Origin of the sequence: Caballeronia sp. ATUFL_F2_KS9A (assembly GCF_023630765.1) — a bacterium.
GTDB classification, from domain to species: domain Bacteria; phylum Pseudomonadota; class Gammaproteobacteria; order Burkholderiales; family Burkholderiaceae; genus Caballeronia; species Caballeronia zhejiangensis.
On sequence record NZ_JALQEK010000048.1, the window covers coordinates 92,089 to 112,343 of the forward strand.

Annotated in this window: 14 protein-coding genes; 9 read left to right on the forward strand and 5 right to left on the reverse strand. The window is 61.8% G+C overall.

Annotation, left to right across the window (positions count from 1 at the left end):
• Positions 1-6 precede the first annotated feature (6 nt).
• On the reverse strand, positions 7-276 hold the full coding sequence (locus NCS67_RS28125) for a hypothetical protein (RefSeq protein WP_239295284.1): 270 nt from the start codon (positions 274-276) through the stop codon (positions 7-9).
• A 375-nt stretch (positions 277-651) separates the two neighbouring features.
• On the opposite strand from NCS67_RS28125, the gene NCS67_RS28130 reads away from it, so the two are divergent.
• Positions 652-1,119: a zinc-finger-containing protein gene (locus NCS67_RS28130; RefSeq protein WP_250437534.1), complete on the forward strand. Its 468-nt coding sequence runs from the start codon at positions 652-654 to the stop codon at positions 1,117-1,119.
• Positions 1,120-1,150: 31 nt separating this feature from the next.
• Positions 1,151-1,624: a hypothetical protein gene (locus tag NCS67_RS28135; protein WP_008346145.1), complete on the forward strand. Its 474-nt coding sequence runs from the start codon at positions 1,151-1,153 to the stop codon at positions 1,622-1,624.
• A 15-nt stretch (positions 1,625-1,639) separates the two neighbouring features.
• Here the strand turns inward: NCS67_RS28135 and NCS67_RS28140 are convergent, their stop codons facing one another.
• The 3 genes from NCS67_RS28140 to NCS67_RS28150 form a co-directional block, all read right to left on the reverse strand.
• Complete coding sequence (locus NCS67_RS28140; RefSeq protein ID WP_250437535.1) at positions 1,640-3,688, reverse strand: TonB-dependent receptor; 2,049 nt, start codon at positions 3,686-3,688, stop codon at positions 1,640-1,642.
• 1,427 nt (positions 3,689-5,115) lie between these two features.
• A complete protein-coding gene (locus NCS67_RS28145) occupies positions 5,116-6,093 on the reverse strand; it encodes a ParB/RepB/Spo0J family partition protein (RefSeq protein ID WP_034470099.1) in 978 nt (325 codons plus the stop codon).
• The gene (locus tag NCS67_RS28150) at positions 6,090-7,301 is read right to left on the reverse strand and encodes a ParA family protein (protein WP_033536892.1); all 1,212 of its coding nucleotides are present in this window, start codon (positions 7,299-7,301) and stop codon (positions 6,090-6,092) included. Before NCS67_RS28150 ends, NCS67_RS28145 begins: the two co-directional genes overlap by 4 nt.
• 643 nt (positions 7,302-7,944) lie before the next feature.
• Here NCS67_RS28150 and NCS67_RS28155 point away from each other — a divergent pair.
• Positions 7,945-9,351, forward strand: a complete 1,407-nt coding sequence (locus tag NCS67_RS28155; protein WP_008346150.1) for a replication initiation protein — start codon at positions 7,945-7,947, stop codon at positions 9,349-9,351.
• A gap of 24 nt (positions 9,352-9,375) precedes the next feature.
• On the opposite strand, the gene NCS67_RS28160 is transcribed toward NCS67_RS28155, so the two are convergent.
• Complete coding sequence (locus NCS67_RS28160) at positions 9,376-10,542, reverse strand: YbfB/YjiJ family MFS transporter (RefSeq protein WP_250437543.1); 1,167 nt, start codon at positions 10,540-10,542, stop codon at positions 9,376-9,378.
• Positions 10,543-11,036: 494 nt separating this feature from the next.
• Between NCS67_RS28160 and NCS67_RS28165 the strand changes: the two genes are divergently transcribed.
• The 6 genes from NCS67_RS28165 to asnB all read left to right on the forward strand — a co-directional run bounded on the left by NCS67_RS28165 (position 11,037) and on the right by asnB (position 20,012).
• Entirely contained in the window at positions 11,037-13,148 is a 2,112-nt protein-coding gene (locus tag NCS67_RS28165) for a phosphocholine-specific phospholipase C (RefSeq protein ID WP_250437536.1), read from the forward strand.
• Positions 13,149-13,479: 331 nt separating this feature from the next.
• Positions 13,480-13,926 (forward strand): NUDIX domain-containing protein, encoded by a 447-nt coding sequence (locus tag NCS67_RS28170; RefSeq protein ID WP_051078963.1) that lies wholly within the window; start codon positions 13,480-13,482, stop codon positions 13,924-13,926.
• A gap of 206 nt (positions 13,927-14,132) precedes the next feature.
• A complete protein-coding gene (locus NCS67_RS31955; RefSeq protein ID WP_275446092.1) occupies positions 14,133-14,261 on the forward strand; it encodes a hypothetical protein in 129 nt (42 codons plus the stop codon).
• A 999-nt stretch (positions 14,262-15,260) separates the two neighbouring features.
• Complete coding sequence (locus NCS67_RS28175) at positions 15,261-16,595, forward strand: glucosamine inositolphosphorylceramide transferase family protein (RefSeq protein WP_250437537.1); 1,335 nt, start codon at positions 15,261-15,263, stop codon at positions 16,593-16,595.
• Between the two features lie 215 nt (positions 16,596-16,810).
• Entirely contained in the window at positions 16,811-17,944 is a 1,134-nt protein-coding gene (locus NCS67_RS28180) for a glycosyltransferase family 4 protein (RefSeq protein WP_250437538.1), read from the forward strand.
• Positions 17,945-17,990: 46 nt separating this feature from the next.
• Positions 17,991-20,012, forward strand: coding sequence for an asparagine synthase (glutamine-hydrolyzing) (gene asnB / locus NCS67_RS28185; protein ID WP_250437539.1), 2,022 nt, complete (start codon positions 17,991-17,993; stop codon positions 20,010-20,012).
• Positions 20,013-20,255: the final 243 nt, after the last annotated feature.

Below are 20,255 nucleotides of genomic sequence, written 5' to 3' on the forward strand. Positions count from 1 at the left end.
ACATTGCTACTGGCCGCTATAGATGTTGCAGCTCAGGCCCGGCGTGCAGAGTTGCATCGTGCTGCCCGTCCAGGCATCGCGCGATGCGCTGCCGGACTTGCTCGTCGACATCGCTCCGCCATAGCTGGAATCGTTCGTTGCCGTGCTGCCGTCTTGCGCATTCTGCTGCGCGGTGCTGCCTTGGGCCGGCGCCATCTGCATGTTCTGCGTTTGCGCGACGGCGCTCATCGCGAAGACGCTTGCGGCCGATGCGGCCAATAGAAGAGTTGCTCTCATCGCCATCACCTTCTTGAGTCAAGAAACCGATTGAGGACTGCAAGCCTGCGACGAACTCGCGGGCACGCATGCTGGGACCCGGTTTCGAGCGCGAAACGCCGCGCCTTCCGGGCTTCTGATCGAACTTGAGGATGGGGCTTGTAAGCCCCGAAAGCGCGTGGCGGGTAGCACGCACTCCTACCCTATACCGCGGATCGGAAAAGTAAATTCCCGATCCGCGGTTTCCTTGGCCGGCGCGCATGGCAGCATCTGCGCGAACGCGCTTGCTTAAGCAGATTGCGATATCGCGGCATGCATCGAGCTTTCAATCGCGTGGCGTTTCGAAGACGATGCACGGTTTTGCTATATTGGATTTCCCGCCCGGGATTTTCGACGATGCGTGTCGGCCGACCTGTCAAACCTCTGCCTCATCCGAATTGCGGTTACTGCGGCGCGCCCGCGACCCTGACGCGCGCGGGCGACGAGGCCTATCCGTATCGCGAAGACCACGGCCCGCTCTGGTTGTGCGCCGATTGTCAGGCGTGGATCGGCATCTTTCCACGCAGCACGCGTAACGTCCCGCTCGGCCGTCTCGCCGATGCCCGCTTGCGCGATCTCAAAGTGAAACTGCACGCCGTTCTCGAACCGCTCGTGCAGGCGAAGGTCCGGCGCGACGGCTGCAATGTTTTCGAGGCGCGCTCCAAGGGCATGAAGTGGCTCGCGCAGGCGATCGGCGTCGAGCCGGAGAAATGCAGCATCCACACGCTGGACGCCGATCAATGCGAGCGCGCGATCGCCGTCGTCGAACATTTTGAACAGGAACGCGCCCGGCACCCTTCAGATTCGACGATCGATGAACGTTAACCTGAAAAGGTCAACGTTCATCGGTCCTCGCATGTCACGCACTATTCCTTTTCAGCGCTCGCCGCAAGCGACGCGCGCGCGGCTCAGCAAAGCGCAGCTGCTTCCCATCCCGCGCGCAGTGGCGGACGAGCTTGCACTCGTGGCGCATATGTCGCTGACGGCGTTGCGCTCGGGTTCGTCGGACGTCGCGCCGGCGCAGCATGTCACCGAGGCGATCTATCTCGCCAAGTTCCTCGCCGAAGCGGGACACGGCGATTTCTCGCACGAAGAACTGCTGCTCGCGGATCAGTCGATGGCCGCCGTCTTCGACATTGGACGCACGTCCGGTTCGTGGATCCTCGCGCCCGAGGACTTCGAGCGGATCGCGGCGATCGTGTCGCTCTACGATCATCAGTTGCGGCGCGCGTCGCTCGCGGCCTTGTCGGTTGCGAGCGAACGGCTCGAACGCTTCAAGGCCGGCGAGCCGTATCAGTCGACGCAAGCCCGCAAGTCGGCGCGCGTTTGACGCTCGCGTTCGCCGTCAAAAGGCGGTACGCAAGCCGATCATCACGCTGCGGCCGCCTTCCGGCGCGATGTCCCGCACGACCGAGCTCGCGTAGCGCACTTCCTGATTAGTCAGGTTCTGGCCGCGCAGAAAGGCGAGCCAGTTCGTCGCGCCGACGCGAAATTTGTACGTCAGGATGACGCCGAGCGTGGTGTAGCTCGCGGTCGGCAGTTCGTTTTCCGGCACGCGATGCTGCGCCCACGCGTGAACCAGTTCGGTTCTCGCGCCGTACGGCCCATACGCGTAGTCGAGCGCGAGCGTCGCGCGCAGCGGCGAGATGCGTGGCAATGCCTCGCCGGTATCGATGTTGCGCGCGTGCGTGTAGTCCGCGACGATTTCGACATCGAGACGTTGCGCGCCCTTGTCGAAGACGCGCCAGGTTCCGTCCAGTTCGACGCCGTAGAACTCCGCGCGCACGCCGCGATAGACGGCTTCGTTGAGCGCATCGTCGGTGCCGGGCGCGACGGGTTCATCGTCGTCGTTGACGAGCCGGCCGGTGTTGAATTCCGTCAGATAGTTGCGAAAGCGGCTGTAGAAGACGCCCGCGCTCGCCTTGTTCGCGCCGCTCGCGAAGCGCATCGACAAATCGGTCGAGATCGCTTTTTCTTTTTGCGCGTCAGGGTTGCCGATCAGATATTGGCCGGTCGCATCGTGCGGACCGTTCGAGTAAAGCTCGTAGTACGTGGGCGCGCGTTCCGTGTACGCGACATTGCCGGCGAGGCTCCACGCCGAGTTCAGCTTGAACAGCGCGCCGGCCGAGACGCTGCCTGCGTTGAAATCGCGCTTCGGGGAATCGGCGAATTTTTCGTTTCCACCCGACGTCGGATCGATGTTCACGTGTTCGTAGCGTGCGCCGATGCTCAACTTCAGCGCATCCGTGACCGTCCACTCTTCCAGACCGAAAAGCGCCGCGTTCGTCGTCTGCGATGTCGGCACGAGCGCTTCATCGCCGAGCGCGGAGAACGTGTTCTGGCCGAGTTGCACGCCGATCGCGCCATCGAGCGGACCGATCTTCTGGTGCCGCGCCTCGATGCGCGCCTCGTATCCGTGATTGCGGAAAATCGTGCCGGTCTCGCCGTCGTCGATCTCCTTGTGCTCGTAGTCGGTGTAGGCGAAGTCGAGCTTCAACCGGCTGAAGGGGCCTTGCAGATTGCGTATCTCCGACGACGCCGCGATGTGATCCTGATGCATGCGAAGACGCACATCGTCCTCGGCGACCGAGCCATAGTTCGCCTCGTATCCGTTGTAGCTGATGCCCGCGTAACCGTCCGTCCACGTGTAGGACGAGCCGACGGCGCCGCCGTGCCAGCGGCCGTCACTGTTCGGGATGCTGCCGTAGGGTTGCGCGACATCGGGGCCGTCGAGCGCGCGTTGACCATCCGAGTGCGCGAATCCGGGGATGCGCTCGTTACTCGTCTCGCGATCGAAGGCATCGACGTGGAAGGCGAATCGGCCATTTCCGCCTTCGACTTGCGCGGCGCCGGCGCGGGCATCGTTGGCGCCGCCGTAGCTGGCATCGACTTGTCCCGACACGCCTTTGATCGGGTCGCGCGGGATGCGGTTGTCGATCGTATTCACTACTCCGCCGATCGCGTTCCCGCCGTAGAGCAACGCCGCCGGCCCACGCACGATTTCCACCCGTTCCACTGAGAGCGATTCTTGGGGCACGGCGTGGTCGTAGGACAACGACGATGCGTCGTAAGCCGCGACGCCGTTCTGCAGCAAGCGGATTCGGTCCCCGTCCATGCCGCGGATGATCGGCCTTCCGACCATCGGACCGTAGGTTGTCGTCGAAACTCCGGGCAGTCCGTTCAGGGTTTCGCCGAGGGAGTCGGCGCGTCGCAGTGTGAGGGCAGTGCCGTCGAGGACGCTTGTCGGGGATGCCAAGGCGTTTGAGCCTAGCGGGTTCGCGGTTACGAAGATCGGTTGGAGCGATGTGTCATTTATCGGTTGAGATTGGGCGCTGGCCGCAGTTGTGATTAGGAGCGCCGTCCAAGGCAGGACGTTGAGGGCGCGGGCGGGCATTAATGTTGGGTTTGGACTGAACACGGTCGCTCGATGTGATGTTATAACGTTTCCGCTGTGAACGGCGAGATGATATAACGTATCGCGTGATTTGGCTCGGTCGGATTATGGTGATTTTCAATGGTCGACGACTTGAACTTTACGGATTATGTAGTGTTTGATACAGACGGCGAGTTGCGGGTGTCTTTCGGGCGTTCAGATTTGGCGAGCGGGCTGCTTCGCGATGATACGGACTGTTCGGTGGACCTCTTTTCGTGAAACAAGTTGAGTTTGTTTATCTAACCAATTGATTTTTAATTGATTTTTTGAATGCTATTGCGGTTCGCTTTGTTCCACGCACGAGTAGCGGTTTCGATACCCGTCACGTTGGCGCATTGGTCTTTGGCTAGCCACGAATGATCGGCCGGCCGCACCCGAGCACCGATTTTGTTCGCCTTGCGATGGTCCTGAGCCACCGTTGAGTCAGTCCGCGGACATTCGTTATCCATGCACGCTAAATACAAGGGATGGCGTGGCGAATGGACCAGTTTGGATAGCGTCGCATGGTCCGCTCTTGTCTCTGGCGGCAACGACAAAGAATCACCACTCCTCCTCGACCTTCGCCATTCACTTCAGCTAATGGCAATCAGGCGCCAAGGCGGGTTGCAGGTTTAGCAGCGGTAACGGCGTCGGCGCGCCTCATTGGGCGAGACAGGGACGTACTCAGCGTTTTTCATTTTCGAGTGCCGTCGAGCACTTCCGCTTTCCGCGGTCGCAAGCAGAAGGTCGCGGTCCGTCGGCTTGGGGTGTGAATGAAGATGGCGGTGTTCGCGAATAGACGCGAGGAGCACAGGTGCGGGCAGAGCATTCCTCCACGCGTACCGATTGCCGGAGATTCGTCGTCGTATGCTGTCCAATCGATGTACTCACTGCGTGAGTTTTGATGTTCTCGTCTCCCACTGAGTGTCCGAATTCGGACACTCAGCGTGCAACCGCTTCCGCTGGTGAGAAGCGAAGTGATCGGTGGCCTCGAGTCCCGAACACGGCTGAGCAGCGTCGCGCCTTCCGGATTCGGATCGCTCGTTACGGTCGCGCTGTCGGAGCGGAAGGCATTTTTCGGCTGGTGCGCTCCGTCATGCGATCGAGGCCCGCTAGCGAAAGCCTCGCCTGCAGCCCACGGCGGGCAGGCCGGCCATACATGTCCGAATTCGGACACTAAGGTCGCTGGCAACGATGGTCTCGCATCCTGCCTACGCCGTCGAACCAGGGCATGTGTCCGAATTCGGACACCAAGGCCGTTGGCAACAATGGTCGCGCATCGTGCCTACGCGCTCGAACCCGGACATGTGTCCGAATTCGGACACATGCCACTCTCGCCCTTGATCTTTCGTCACGCGAAACTTGGTTTGTCGCCCATAAAGAAACCCGCCGAGGCGGGTTCAAAAAAATCACTCAGACCGAATCGAGAACATCTTCCCTATGTGTTCTCTAAGTTGACTTTCCTGCTCCTCTGTCATCACTCCGGCTTTGAACTTGAAGGTCAGTCCCTTGACATCCTTCGTGATGCTCCCGGCTTGGACCTTTCCGGCGAAGATCTTCAGGATGCTCCGCCCACCGGCATCCGTCGCCGATTCTCCACGGCTGGCCTGTGCATTCAAACTCGGCGCAACCTTCGTCTGAACCAGGTCGCCCGACAGCACCATCGGCCATAATTCTTGCAGCACCTTGAGTCCATGTTCGCCCGTCTTCTTCAGTGCGTTCGCGATATCCTGAGCCGACGATGCTCCGAGCACGGACGGGTTCAAATCCAGATCCCGCTTCACGAAGTCCGGGAGCGCATCATATGCAAGAAACCGATACAGGTCGCTACGAGTAATGCCCATAGCTTCCGCGAGCCGCGTTCGGTTCGGAAATTCCGCTTCCGCACGACGAATCGCGATGGCGATTTCATAATCAGACAGATCATCGCGCGTCACGTTTTCCATCAACGCCAAAGCCGCCATGTCCTGATCCGTGCAGTCGATCACAACTGCGCGAACAGTCGCCTTGTTGATCAGCTTATGCGCGCGCCAGCGTCGTTCGCCCGCAACGAGTTGGAACGATTCTCCGACTCGTCGAACCGTTACCGCCTGCAACAGCCCAACCTCACCGATCGACCGCGCCAACTCGGAAAGCTTGCCTTCGTTGAATTGACGACGCGGTTGCCATGGATTCGGCACGATCGCATCGACCGAGATTTCTGTGTCGACACCTCGGGCTTCGAGTTCCTGGATCCGAAGCTGTGCAGCAGCTAGCGCACTCGTGATTCCCGGCATCGTCTGCGGGCCACGAGTCGTCTTATCCTTTTTGTTCTCGCCTTTGAAATCCGCGGGCTTCGGCAGGTTGGCCGTCTTGGCCATGAGTTGTTCTCGGATGTTATTACTCATGCCGACTCCCTCCACGATTTGACGAACATATCATCCAGCCATTTGGCATATTGCATCATGGGCTGCCGCACTCGCTGAAGCGACTTCGCCGTTGAATGCGTGCTGACCACGTCGAGTGCCGTCGAGAAGGAAAGCGCGCCTCCGCTCATGACCGAGCTGGCCGGAATCTCGAACGGGTCGAGCCAGCGCCCGTATGCGCTTTGCGCCCATTGCCGAACAACCGGCGCGGACGACGTCTTGCCGTAATCCACCTTCGACAACAAAATAGAGATGAAGTCGTAGACCTTATCCTCCTCGTAAGGAAGGAAGTCTTCGGCAACATCCGAGAAGAGTCGCCAGAACGCGAGCGAACTAATGAAGTCGAGATTCTCGGGAATCATCGGCATGACGAGCGCGTCGGCGGCGAGCAGCGCGTTCAAATTCATATACGACAGCGACGGTGACGTATCGATCAGGATGTAGTCATACTGCGAGCGCAATGGCTCGAGACCCTCGCGCAAAACCGCCCAGAATCGGTAGCCCTGAATGGTCTTCTGGCGAGCCGGCAGCAAGAACTCCGCTCCATATAAGAATGTATGGCCGGGGATGATGTCGAGGCCATCCCAATACGTCGATTGCACGCTCGCGCCGAGACCGCCCTCTACGTTTTGATCGTAGATATAGGGCAGCACGGTGTCGTCGCCGGAGATTTCCTTTTCGGCATAGAGACCGCACAGTTCCGAAGCCGAAGCTTGCGGATCGAGGTCGATGAGCAATACCTTGCGGCCAAGAAGCGTCAGCGCCTGTGCGAGGCAAACCGTCGTTGTGGTTTTAGCCGAGCCGCCCTTCAACTGAGCCGTTGTCAGCACCTTGCCTCTGAACGTGCCGTTGCTGTCGTCGAGACGGGTCTGGTAGATATCGGAAGCCATCTTCACCCAGACGCGCACTTCAGGCAGAGTAAATGTCCGGCTGCGGCCGCTGCCGTTCAGCGTGCCTGTCGGAAGCCCGCCTTCGCCTTTCGTGACCAGATATTGAATCTGCTGCCGAGTCAGATTGCACATCTCGGCCAGTTCGCTAATCGTATAGAACGGCGCGAGCTTACGCGGACGCGGCGCCAGAATCTGTTCACGAAGGTTATCCGAGAAGGGTTCCAGGTTATCCGCGAACTCAGCAACTTCGCGGAGCGTAACCTTCCGGTCTTCCATAGGTAGCGTGCCTACGTTTGCCATTCTGCGCTTTCTCCAAGTATTGACGTCGAAGCGCAGAATACACGAATACGCGTAAACAAGGTTGTATTGCGTCGAGTTTTAACCGATCGGCCAGCGGTGTATATCCAACCCCTTGATTTTTCGTTCTTTTCTAAATAAGCCGCTCGGTGCCCTGAATTGAGTAGACGGCGAAGAACGAGTTGAATCCTTAGCATCGTGAAATCACTGCGGCGTCCGCACAAAAACCACCCCGGTGGCGGTTTTTGTGCGGTTCGCTCTCATCCGCTTTTCTATATAAGATTCAACGACTTAACGAAATTCATTCGCCGCAGCGAGCGTAAACTCAGTCGATGTCAGTTCAGTCTTTTTGTAAACCTAGACTCACCCACCAACAAACAGCGCCACCCATTTCCCTTAAAAATCAACATGCAACCCTGTGGATAGAGGTGCTTTTTGTGACGCCTAGGGCGCTTTTTGTGCGGACGGCGCCGCAAATTGGGCCGCACGAGGCGGAAATTGTGGCGACCGGGGTGGAAATTGTGATCCGCTTCAGCGAGCGGGGCGATTTTTGTGCGGATAACGTGAAGCAGCAGCGGGGTGGTTTTTGTGTTGACACCCCTCGCTCGCCTGATAGAGTGCCGGGGATCGAAGCCGAATCGGAAGCATGGAAAACCAAGACCTCACTGTCACACCGCAGCAGTTGGCGCTGGACATCTACGAAGACATGTCCGCGCAGGGATCGGCGATCTGCGAGTCGACGAGGGACATCGGTTTCCTGCGCAACAACATCTTCACGCGGGTCGGCGGATTGGGCATCGCCGCGCGGCGCGTGCTCGATGCGGCGTACTTCATCGTTGCGACGAAGGCGCCCGAAGAACTCATCGACGACAAGGTCTATACGTTCACGGCCGACGTCAACTACTTCAAGTGGTTGATGCGCTACGACAGCCGCAACCACAGTCATCTGATCGCGCAGATGCGAGCCGCGGCCCGGGCGCGCGTCGAAATCATGACCGCGCCGTCGATCGAGGAACTGACCGAGAAGGACTCGTGGGGCACCATCAGTTTGCTGGGTGACTGCTACATCGAGCGCAACGTCGTGTGCGTCCTGCTTGCCGGGCGGGTCATCAAATATCTGATCAGCCCGTACAAGGCGCATTGGCTGAGCCTGCGCGCATCGACGGCTTTTTCGCTTTCGCTCGCCCGCGCGATTTACGACCGCCTCATTCCGTGCGAAGGCCACGGCGTGACCGAGTGGTTCGCATTCGAAGACGTGCTCGAATGGCCCGGCAAGGTCGGCGAATCGCGCAAGGAAGTGAAGGAATTCAAGAAGCGGTTCCTCGAGCCCGCCATCGACCAGCTCAACGAAGTCTCCGATTTCGATGTCAGCTGGGAGCCCAATGCCGATCGCGTTCCGGCGGACAAGCTGAAAATCCGTTTCCGCTTCACGAAGAAGCAGGGCGCCGACGCGGCGCGCGCCGGCATTCAGGATTCGATGTATCTGCTTCTGCACAACGAATTCGCTTTCGATACCCCCGACTTCGAGCGCCTCGCGAAGCGGCGCGACGTGTGGACCGACGAGCGGCTCGAACAGGCGATCGAATACACGCGATACAAGCTCAACGAAGGCAAGGTGACGGTCAGCCCGCGCGGCTATCTGTTCAAGGCGCTGGAAGGGAATTACCGCATCGGCGAAGCGGACCGGAAGATGGCGTCGATCAAGGCGAAGCAACTCGAGGACGACAAGAAGGACCGCCGTTCGCGCGATACGGCGCAGGCGCATCTTGAAGCCAGCATTCAGGTTCAGAACGATACGGCCAAAGCCAAGATGAGCGAGGAGATCCGCGCCGGCCGCGAGTACTTCGAATCCGTCGATGCGCCGGCACGCAAGGAACTGTGTCACTCGTTCGTGAGCCAGCTGATTCCGCAGCGGCTCATCGAGAAGCAGGGCGTTTCACGCGAGAGCCTGAGCGCCGACAACATTCTCACCGTCAATCGCGTGGTCGCCGACGCCTTCTGCTCGCATGTCTACGCGAAGATGAAGAAGGCGCGTGCGGGCAACCGAATCTGATCTGCGCGAAGGGTCGAGAATTTCTCAGGCATCCTGTCTATTCAGCAAGGTTTTCTGACAGCCCGCGAGCACCGCGCCGGCAGCCAGCACGAGCGCCGAATAAACCAGTCCGCGAGTGAGCCCGGCGCTGTCCGACACCCGTCCGATCACGACCGGACCGACGATCTGCCCCAGCGCGAACACGATCGTGAACGCGTTGATCCCACGCGGCCACTGATTCGCCGGCAGATTGTGCCGCACGAAAGCCGTCGTCGATGCCACCGCCGATAAAAACGTCGCGCCGAACAACGTACCCGAGACGAACGCCGCCAGCGGATGCGCGAACATCGCGGGAATGAGCGTTGCGGCGGCGAGCAGTCCGTTGAGGATCGCGAGCGCCTGACCGCCGCGCATGCGATCGAGCAGCCCGGACCACATCCGCGCCGATACGACCGTCGCCACGCCCAGCAGGATATAAAAGCCGATCACGACCGCCGCGCTCATGCCTGCGTTGCGAAGCAGGGCGACGATGAACGTCATGTAGCCGATATAGCCGATACCGAAGCACCCGTATCCGGCGAGCGCGAGCGCGAAACGCCGCCGCCGAACCGGCGCGCCCGCGGCGCTGTCCGTACCTTGACGCGTCGCCGAAACAGGCTGCGCGGATTCGATACGCCGCGCGGCCCAGACGGCGGCGCCGGAACACGCCGCGCAACCCGCGGCGAGCGCGAACCACGCGACGCGCCAGCCGTGCGCGACCGGCAGGACCGTCAGCGGAACGAGTATCGACGAGATCACGATGCCCCAGCCCGTGCCGCCGTAATACAAGCCGATGACGAGTCCGGCGTCGCGCGGCGACATCGATGCGAGCCGTGCCGCCAGCACGCCGCCGCTCACGAAGACGAGCGCGCTGCCGATTCCCGTCGCGACGCGTAACGTGAGCAGGGCGTCGGTATCGGTCGTCGTGCCGCTCGCCGCCATCAGGACGACGGTGAGCGCGCAGCCCGCGACGAACAGCGTGCGCGACGGCGCGCGCATCGACAATCGTGAGAACGCGAGTGCGCCGAGCAGGTAGCCGAACGCATTCGCCGTATTCATCGCGCCAGCCTGGGCGAAGTTCCACGCGAGGTCGAGCCGCATCGGCGGAAGCAGCAGCGCGTAGGAGAAGCGCGCGAGCCCGAGCGCGATGGCGCTGCCGAGCGATAGCGCCATCGCGAGCAGAAGCGCCTGTCTGCGAAGTTCCCCGTTTGCATCGTCACGCTGTATCACGCTCTTTTCGTCCTGTTGTCGATACGCGGCCTATGGTATCGCGGACCGGTCATATTGCTTACACAAGCCGTGGCTAAGCTTCGCAGCGCTGTATCGATCTGCGACCGAAGCCGGAGAAACCGATGTCCACTGTTGCATGCCGTCACGCGCTCGTGGCGTGTCTCGTCGTTTGCGCCAGTGCAATCGTTTGCGGTTGCGGCGAGCGGGACACGGAATCATCGGCCTCCGCCGGGCTCACGCGCGACGTATCGTCCGAAACATCCGCGACATCCGGCCCATCCGCGACGAGCGAGCTTCAGAATTGGGCGAAACAGGCCACAGGAGGCGCATCCGATGAAGCGGCGCAGCCCGCGATAGCGCGAGCCGCGTCGGAACCGCTCGCGACACCGGTGATTCACACGGTTGACTGACCCATCCATTTACTTCCCGCAAAACGAATGAAAAACACGAACCGTCGTGACTTTCTGCGCGCGGCCGCCCAGGCGGCAGGCGCGACCGCCGCACTTAACGTGATGCCGCTCGGCATTCGCCAGGCGCTCGCGATTCCCGCGAACAACCGTCATGGATCGATCGAGGACATCGAGCACATCGTCGTGCTGATGCAGGAGAACCGCTCGTTCGATCACTACTTCGGCACCATGCGCGGCGTGCGCGGCTTCGGCGACAAGACCGCCGTGACGCTGCCCAACGGCAAGCCGGTGTTCAATCAGCCGATCGCGTCCGGTGCGGGCGAAGTGCTGCCGTTCCACCCGGACGCCGCCAATCTCGGCCTGCAGTTCCTGCAGGATTTGCCGCACGGATGGACGGACGGGAAGGGCGCGTTCCACGACGGCCGCTATGACCAATGGGTGCCGTTCAAGGGCACGACGACGATGGCGTATCTGCAGCGCGACGACATCCCGTTCCACTATCAGCTCGCCGACGCCTTCACGATCTGCGACGCGTATCACTGCTCGACGAACACATCGACCGATCCGAACCGCTACTACATGTGGACGGGCTATGTCGGCAACGACGGCACCGGCGGCGGCCCGGTCGTCGATAACGCGGAAGCCGGCTACGGCTGGTCCACGTTCCCCGAAGTGCTGGAGCGCGCGGGCATCTCGTGGAAGATCTATCAGGACATCGGCACGGGGCTCGACGCGAAGAATTCGTGGGGCTGGACCGACGACGCGTACATCGGCAACTATGGCGACAATTCGCTGCTGTACTTCAAGCAGTATCAGAATGCGCAGCCCGGCAGTCCGCTGTATGAAAAGGCGCGTCGCGGCACGAACGCGGTCGCCGGCGGCGACTACTTTTCGATCCTGAAGCGCGATGTGGCGGCGGGCACGCTGCCGCAAGTCTCGTGGATCGTCGCGCCCGAGGCGTTTTCCGAGCACCCGAACTGGCCCGCGAACTACGGCGCCTGGTATATCGATCAGGTGTTGCAGGTGCTGACGTCGAATCCGGATTTGTGGAGCAAAACGGCGCTGCTCATCAACTACGACGAAAACGACGGCTTCTTCGATCACCTCGTCCCGCCGTTTCCGCCGACGTCGAGCGCGAACGGTCTTTCGACGGTCGATACCAGCGCGGAGATCTTTCCGGGCAGCGCGAAATACGCGAGCGGCCCCTACGGCCTGGGCGCGCGCGTGCCGATGCTCGTCGTGTCGCCTTGGTCCAAAGGCGGCTGGGTATGCTCCGAAACCTTCGACCATACCTCGGTGATCCGCTTCATCCAGAAACGCTTCGGGCGCGCGCACAACCTCGCCGAGCCGAACATCTCGCCGTGGCGTCGCGCGATTTGCGGCGATCTGACGTCCGCGTTCGACTTCCGCAATCCGAATAGCGCGATGCCGACGCTGCCGGCGACGAGCGGCTACGTTCCGCCCGACAAGCAGCGCCATCCCGACTATGTGCCTGTCCCGCCCGCCGCGCAGGCGCTGCCGAAGCAGGAGTCCGGCGTGCGCGCCGCGCGCGCGTTGCCGTACGAGCTTTTCGTGCGCGCGCGCCCGGATGCGTCGAAGGACGCCGTCTCGTTCGACTTCGTCAACACCGGACGCGCGGGCGCGGTCTTTCTGCTGTATCGCAATGCGAGCGCGGATGCGCCCCGCACCTATACGGTCGAAGCGCGCAAGCGTCTCGCGGACAGCGTCGCGGCGAACGCGGACGGCAGCTTCGATTTCGTCGTGCACGGCCCGAACGGCTTTCTGCGGCGGATCGCGGGCAAGGCGAGCGCGCAGTCGCACTGGTGGTCGCGCGAGCAGGCCGCGCCGGATGTCGCCGAAGGCTACGACGTCGCCAACGGCAACCTGCAACTGCGGCTCGCGAACCGCGGAACCGCGGCATGCACCTTCAGCGTGAAGAATGCCTACGATCCGTCGAAGACGGTCACGCGGCGCGTGCGGGGCGGCGACACGGAGCAGCTCTACGTCGATCTGCGCGACGCGCACGGCTGGTATGACATCGAAATCACGGTCGACACCGATTCCGCGTTCCTGCGCCGTCTCGCCGGTCACGTCGAAACCGGGCGCGACAGCATGAGCGATCCGGCGTTCGGCGCCTGACGCGATCGCGTCGAGCATTGCCGGCCGCGCGCATCGACTCGCGCGGCCGCGTCGACTTTTCCTCCGCCATCCGCCAGTCCAGCGGAACTCCGCAGCTCGAGTCCACTCCCAAAGTCTCGCAAAGGCGGGCATTTTTTGCCGGCCAGCCTCGTCGTGCAGCGCACATACGTGGGACATCACGCATTGCGAAGCGCGACAAAGCCTGTGAAGATCGAACGTGCACGTCGATTCACGCTCAGGTTCGACGCGACGGTGAAATCAAAATGGCACGCCGCGCGCCGTATCGCAGCATCGATCCAATAACGAATTGGGGTGCAACACGGAGACGGGGATGAGAGAACGAGCAACCGTGCTGCTGGTTCGTCGCCAGTCAGTGCTGCTGGTCCGGGAGCGTGGCGGACCGTGGCTTCTGCCGGGCGGAGCGGTGGCATACGACGAATTGACGATTGTTGCAGCGATCCGAGCGCTGCACGAAGACACCGGCGTCGAGGCGAGCGCTGCGGCGTTTCTGTTTCAGCAGGCGTCGGCGCATCATCTGCATCATGTTTTTCGCATTGCGATACCGGACGAGGTGCATCTGCGGCCGAAAGCCGGCGCGCGATTCCATGAGTTGCTGTGGATCGATGCGCCTCAACTCGCGCAAGTCAGTGCGACGCCTGGCACACGCGCGATCCTGACCCGCGCGATGGGCGGCAGCCGGGAGCCGGCGCGGCACGCGTGGAAAAACGGCGACGCCGATGCGGCGATGACGGCCGGCGCCGGCAGGCGCGGGCGCTGAATCGGGTCGCCGATCGGTCGCATCGAGGCTTTTTCGTCTGCGCAAATCGCGAAGGCACCTGTTTCGCCACGAAATGAATACTTTTCCGGCGAACTTATGCCTATGCTAGCGTTGGGACGGTTGCCAGGCGCACCGGCGAGTATCGTCGGACGCGAGCGGCAGCTTGAGCAACGGAAGCATTCGCCCTTTGACTGGCGGAGGAAACCATGAAGCTCGTCAGCCTATTCGCCGGAACCGTCGGGTTCGTGGCGGTGGTCGGCCTTTCCTTATTGGCGGTAGCGGACATTCTCTTGACAACGTCCGACAAACCCGCGGAAAAAGAGGGGCTCGCGTGAAACGCGCTTTCTTACTTGCTGAAATGATCGGTTAATCGTCGGTCAAATAGGCGAGACGACTGGCGGCAAATCGGGAATATCGACGCGCGCATTCGAATGACGCGCCGTTGTCTTTCGAAATCCGCATCTCGACGTGTAATACGCTCTGCATCGGTCTCCGAATAAATCGCGCCGGCCTTCGCGTCGCAGCGGTCGATGCGCGTCCCCGGCCCGCGCCGCACTATGCCGTTCGTCCGCCCGCGCGGCGGCGCTGCCCGGCGAGCGGTCCACGGAAAAGATGCGCTTTCACCCTTTTGTTCAGGGATTTGCGCGGGCCGCATCCGTCCGAAAATCATCCACATAGGTCCGTCACGCGGAAATTGGCCGATTTCCGATGTGATATAATCCGCGAATAAATCAAAATTTCATTCGGCCAAAACTTTCAGCGGCAGGTTTTATCTAATGCTTGATTCAACGCGTACGAGCGCGGAGGAAGCATGTCTGTAGGCGGTGTTATAGGCGCAATTGTTTTTTTCGCAATAATCGGCCTCGCTTTGCTGGCCGTGTTCGAAATTATCTTTTCGCCTTCTTCCAAACATAAGGCAGATGAAATGAGCAAGCCGGCTCATAAGCGGCCTACGTGGTATCGCAGGCGCGAGGTCGCCGTGCGCCGCGACGAGCCTTGATCCGCGACAAAATTTCCTGATCCGCCAACAAGTTAGGTCTCCCTCCGTATCGGCCCGTGCCCAGCACCCGGCGCGCCGGCCATCGCACTGCGCAGCCATTCCGGCACAGCCGTTCAAAATCCCTCGCATTATTTAGCTGTCGCAACTGTGTGCGATAGCGCACCGCAGTCACGTTCCCCAGACTCTAGTCTTTCTTCGCCGGCATCATCATGAAATGTAGGTTCATCATTTCGAAAGCGCCGGAACACAACACATATAAAAGACAGTTAAGCGCTTAGCTAAAGATTTCAATTCTATCGACTGGCGAATCCGCTGCTGTCTGAGGGAAAAGAAAATGGCGCAACCCGCATATCCTTCCGTGCTTGAATGGTGGACGCGCATCGAGAAGCGGCTCTACGGCGACCCCGAAGAGACACCGCGACGCGCTCACGTTCGTGCTCCAATCACCGTCCTGTACGACGGCCACGAGAACATCGAGGCGCTGTGGAAAGCGCTGCTTCAGTGCCGAGCGCCACATATCCAGGCCGTCTGGAAGTCCCCCGACTCCGGCGAAATGCGACTGCTCGCCGAGTCGTATGTCGCGATACCGGAGAAGCTTTTCTTCCTGAAGTCGTTGCAGACGAGCCTGCAGCGCGTCGCCGTTCTCGTCGACCGGGCGCAGAAGCGGCTCGACGCGAACCCGCCGCTGCGCGATCTTCCGCTCGTCAAGCCGAAGGCTCGGCCCGCGCGTCTGTCGGGTTTCACTTCGGCGTGCTTCGCGCTGCGCCATCTCGGCCGCAAAGTGCTGAATCAGCCGCTCAAGCTGCTGGTTCAGCGCGGACACTGGGTCCTGGCGTATCGGCGCACCGATGCCCCGTCCGCGGACGGCGACGAAAGCCGCAACTGGGTGACGCTTCCCGGCATGACGTCGCAGTTCCATGCCGATCCGTTCCTCTGGCGCGGCAAGAACGGCGACTATCACCTGTTCTTCGAAAGCCTGCCCTACGACACGAATCGCGGCACGATCAGCCATATCGCGTTCGATCCGGCCACGCAGACTTGGCAAGAGACGCCGCGCGTCGTGCTCGACAAGAACTATCACCTGTCGTATCCGTTCCTCTTCGAGCATGAGGGCGAGGTCTTCATGATTCCGGAGACCTGTGGCAACCGCACGATCGAGATGTACCGCGCGGCGTCGTTCCCGACGGAATGGGTGCTGCACAAGGTGATCATGCGCGATGTCGTCGCCGCCGATACGACGCTCCATCACGACGGCAAGACATGGTGGATGTTCACGAGCATGACGGAGGACGGCGGATCGAACTGGGACGAACTGTCGATTTTCTATTCCGACAGCCCGTTCGGCGAATGGACCGCGCATCCGATGAACCCGGTCGTTTCCGACTGCCGCCTCGCGCGCATGGCGGGCAACCTGTTCAAGGACGGCCAGAACCGCCTGATTCGCCCCGCGCAGAATTGCGAGCGCGAATACGGCGCGGCGCTGACGTTCCGCGAGATCACCGAGCTCACGACGACGACCTATGCCGAGCGCACGGTGTCGGTTCGCACGCCGCCGCGCGGTCATCAGGGGTTGCATACGTGGAATGCGGTCGGCGGGATCACGGTCATCGATCTCAAGACGCAGCTTCGCAAATGGAATCCGTGGCGCGGTGCGATGAGGCGCGCCTGACGCCCGCAGGACGCGCGCGGACAGGAGAACCGGCGTGTGGCACGTCGCACAGTGCGTGCCACCGCGCCGGCTTACATTGATGACTCGCCGGAGCGTGCCCCGGCGAGGCAGCCCATCGTCATAAAACACACCCGTCAGTACAAGCATTGCCGCCAGCGACGCGCGCGTCGGTTGCCTGGAGACGGGCCCATCGTAGAAAAACGGCAGCCGGGACCATGAAGCTTCTCCATGTCATCGTTGCGCTCAATGCGGACGGCGCTGAACGTATGCTTCAGCGCCTCATCGAGTCGCACATCGAAGATCCGCGATTTCGTCACGTCGTCTGCTCGCTGACGACCACCGGCAAGATTGGCGAAGAACTCGCCGCGCGCGGCATCGACGTTCATAGCCTCGGCATGAAATCCCCGCTCGGCTTTCCGCGCGCGTTGATGCGCCTCGTGAAACTGATCCGCGAAGAACGCCCCGACATCATTCAGACGTGGATGTATCACGCCGACTTTCTCGGCGGGCTCGCCGGACGGATCGCGGCGCACAAGCGCATCGTCTGGGGCGTGCGCACCACCGATGTCCGATCGGGCGGCTCGCGCGTGACCGTGCTGCTGCGCAAGATTTGCGCGTGGCTGTCGTACTACGTGCCGCAGACGATCGTCTGCGCGGCCGAGGCGTCGCGCCGCGCGCATGTGTCGGTCGGCTACGACGCGAGCCGCATGATGGTCGTGCCGAACGGCTTCGACGTCGCGCGCCTGTGCGCCACGCCGGAGCAACGCAGCGCGATCCGCGAGCAATGCGGATTCGGCGAGCGCGACGTCGTCGTCGGCGTGCTCGGACGCTTTCATCCGGTGAAGGATCACCAGAATTTCGTGCGCGCGGCGGGCATGTTGGCCGCGCGTCATCCCGATGTGCGCTTCATGCTCGTCGGCCGCGATCTCGACGCGAACAATGGCGAGCTCGCGGACTGGATCGCGCAGACGGGGTTCGCATCGCGCTTCGTGCTGCTCGGCGAGCGGCGCGACGTGCCCGCGTGCCTGTCGGCGATGGATGTGTTCTGCCTGTCGTCGCGCACCGAAGGATTTCCGAATGTCGTCGGCGAAGCGATGGCGATGGCGCTTCCGTGCGTCGTCACCGACGTGGGCGACGCGGCCATGCTCGTCGCGAATACGGGCGTGGTCGTCGAGAAGGAAAACAGCGACGCGCTTGCGGCGGGACTCGATCGCATCGTCGACATGAAACCCGACGAGCGCCTTCGTCTCGGTCAGATGGCGAAAGCGCGCATCCACGCCGAATTCACGATGATGCGCGCGCGCGAGCGTTTCGAAGATATCTACCTGCGGCTCGTCGAAGAGAAATGAGCATCGCATAAGCGCGGCCTATGGCCGGATCGTAAGGAGAACCAATATGTGCGGTATCGTCGGCTTTCTGGGTGGACGCGGCTTCGGCGCGGGCGACTCGAAGACAACGGTGCGGAAGATGGCGCTCGCCATCGCCTATCGCGGCCCCGACGACGCGGGCGACTGGACCGATGATCTGCGCGGCATCGCGCTGGGTCATCGGCGGCTGGCGATCATCGATCTGTCGTCGGCGGGACATCAGCCGATGGCGTCGGGCAGCGGGCGATATGTCATCGCGTTCAATGGGGAGATCTACAACCATCTCGATCTGCGCGACGAGCTCGAAGACACGCAACGCGCACCCGCGTGGCGCGGCAGCTCCGACACCGAGACGCTCGTCGCCGGCTTCGATGCGTGGGGCATCCAGGCGACGATAGAGCGCGCGGTCGGCATGTTCGCGTTCGCGGTGTGGGACCGGCAGGAATGCCAGCTCACGCTCGCGCGCGACCGGCTCGGCGAAAAGCCGCTCTACTACGGCTGGCAAGGGCAGGGCGAGGAAGCCGCGTTCCTGTTCGGCTCCGAGCTCAAAGGGCTGCGCGAGCATCCCGCGTTCGAGAACAACATCGATCGCGGCGCGTTGACGCTGCAAATCCGCCACGGCTGCGTGCCGTCGCCGTATTCCATTTTCGAGGGCATCCGCAAGCTCGAACCGGGCAAGATGCTCACCGTCTCGCTCGAACGGCGCGAGCCGCGCGTGTGGTCGTACTGGTCGGGCGTCGATGCGGCGGTCAACGGATCCGCACGCGGTTTCGCGGGCAGCGCCGAAGACGCCGTCGATGAACTCGAGCATCTGCTCACGGACGCGATCCGACAGCAGATGCTTTCCGACGTGCCGCTCGGCGCGTTTCTGTCGGGCGGCGTTGATTCGTCCACGATCGTCGCGCTGATGCAGAAGCAGTCGTCGCGTCCGGTGAAGACCTTCACCATCGGCTTCAACGAAAGCGATTTCGACGAAGCCAAGCTCGCGAAGGCCGTCTCCAGGCATCTCGGCACGGAGCACACCGAGATGTACGTGACGGCGCGCCAGGCGCTCGATGTGATCCCGCGTCTGCCGGAGCTATACGACGAACCGTTCGCTGATTCGTCGCAGGTGCCGACGTTCCTCGTCTCGCAACTCGCGCGGCAGCACGTCACGGTCTCGCTGTCCGGCGATGCCGGCGACGAGCTTTTCTGCGGCTATCAGCGTTACAAGACCGCGCCGGGCATGTGGGACAAGATGACGATGATGCCGGCGCCGTTGCGCAAGCTGGCGGCATCGGGCATAGCCGGAATCTCGCCGAAGCGCTGGAACAGCATGGCGGGCCTGATGGAGCCGATTCTGCCGTCGTCGCTGCGCGGCGTGAAGGTCGGCGACAAGCTGCACAAGGGCGCCGAACTGCTGTCGTGCCAGTCGCGCGACGAGGTGTATCTGCATCTCATGTCGCAATGGAACGACCCCGCCGCGCTCGTGATCGGCGGATACCAGCCGCCCACGCTGATGACCGGCAATGCGCCGGCCTTCACCGGCCTCGACGACGTGCAGCGCATGATGGCGCTCGACATGATTACCTATCTACCCGACGACATTCTCACGAAAGTCGATCGCGCCGCGATGGGCGTGTCGCTCGAAACGCGCGTGCCGTTCCTCGATCATCGCGTCGTGGAGTTCGCGTGGCGTCTGCCGCAATCGATGAAAGTGCGCGACGGACAGACCAAATGGGCGCTGCGCCAGGTGCTCTATCGCCATGTGCCGCGCGCGATGATCGAGCGGCCCAAGCAGGGCTTCGGCGTGCCGATCACGCACTGGCTGCGCGGCGAGCTGCGCGACTGGGCGGAGGCCTTGCTCGATGCGTCGCGGCTGCGTCGCGAGGGCTTCTTCGACGCCGCCACGGTGCGCGCGAAATGGCAGCAGCATCTGTCGGGCGAGCAGAACTGGCATCGTCAGTTGTGGAACGTGCTGATGTTCCAGCAGTGGCTCGAGCACCAGCAGGCATCGTCGATCCCGCTCTTCGCGTCGCACACGGCGGATCTCGCGAGCGTCGCAAGCTGATACCGAATGCGCCGCGCTCGACGCGGTTCGAATGACGAAGGCCTTGATCGGAAGCGATCAAGGCCTTTTTTTATGCGTCGATTGCACGCGCCTCACTGCTCAGGCTTCAGTGCATCGCTGCTTCACCGCTTGACTGCATCGCTAAAACTAAAAGGCCCCGGTCGATTGAACTGCACCCCAAAAGTTGGACACCCGTTCAACGATTTGGGGTGTTTTTTCATGAGCAAGTACAGCGCACGACTC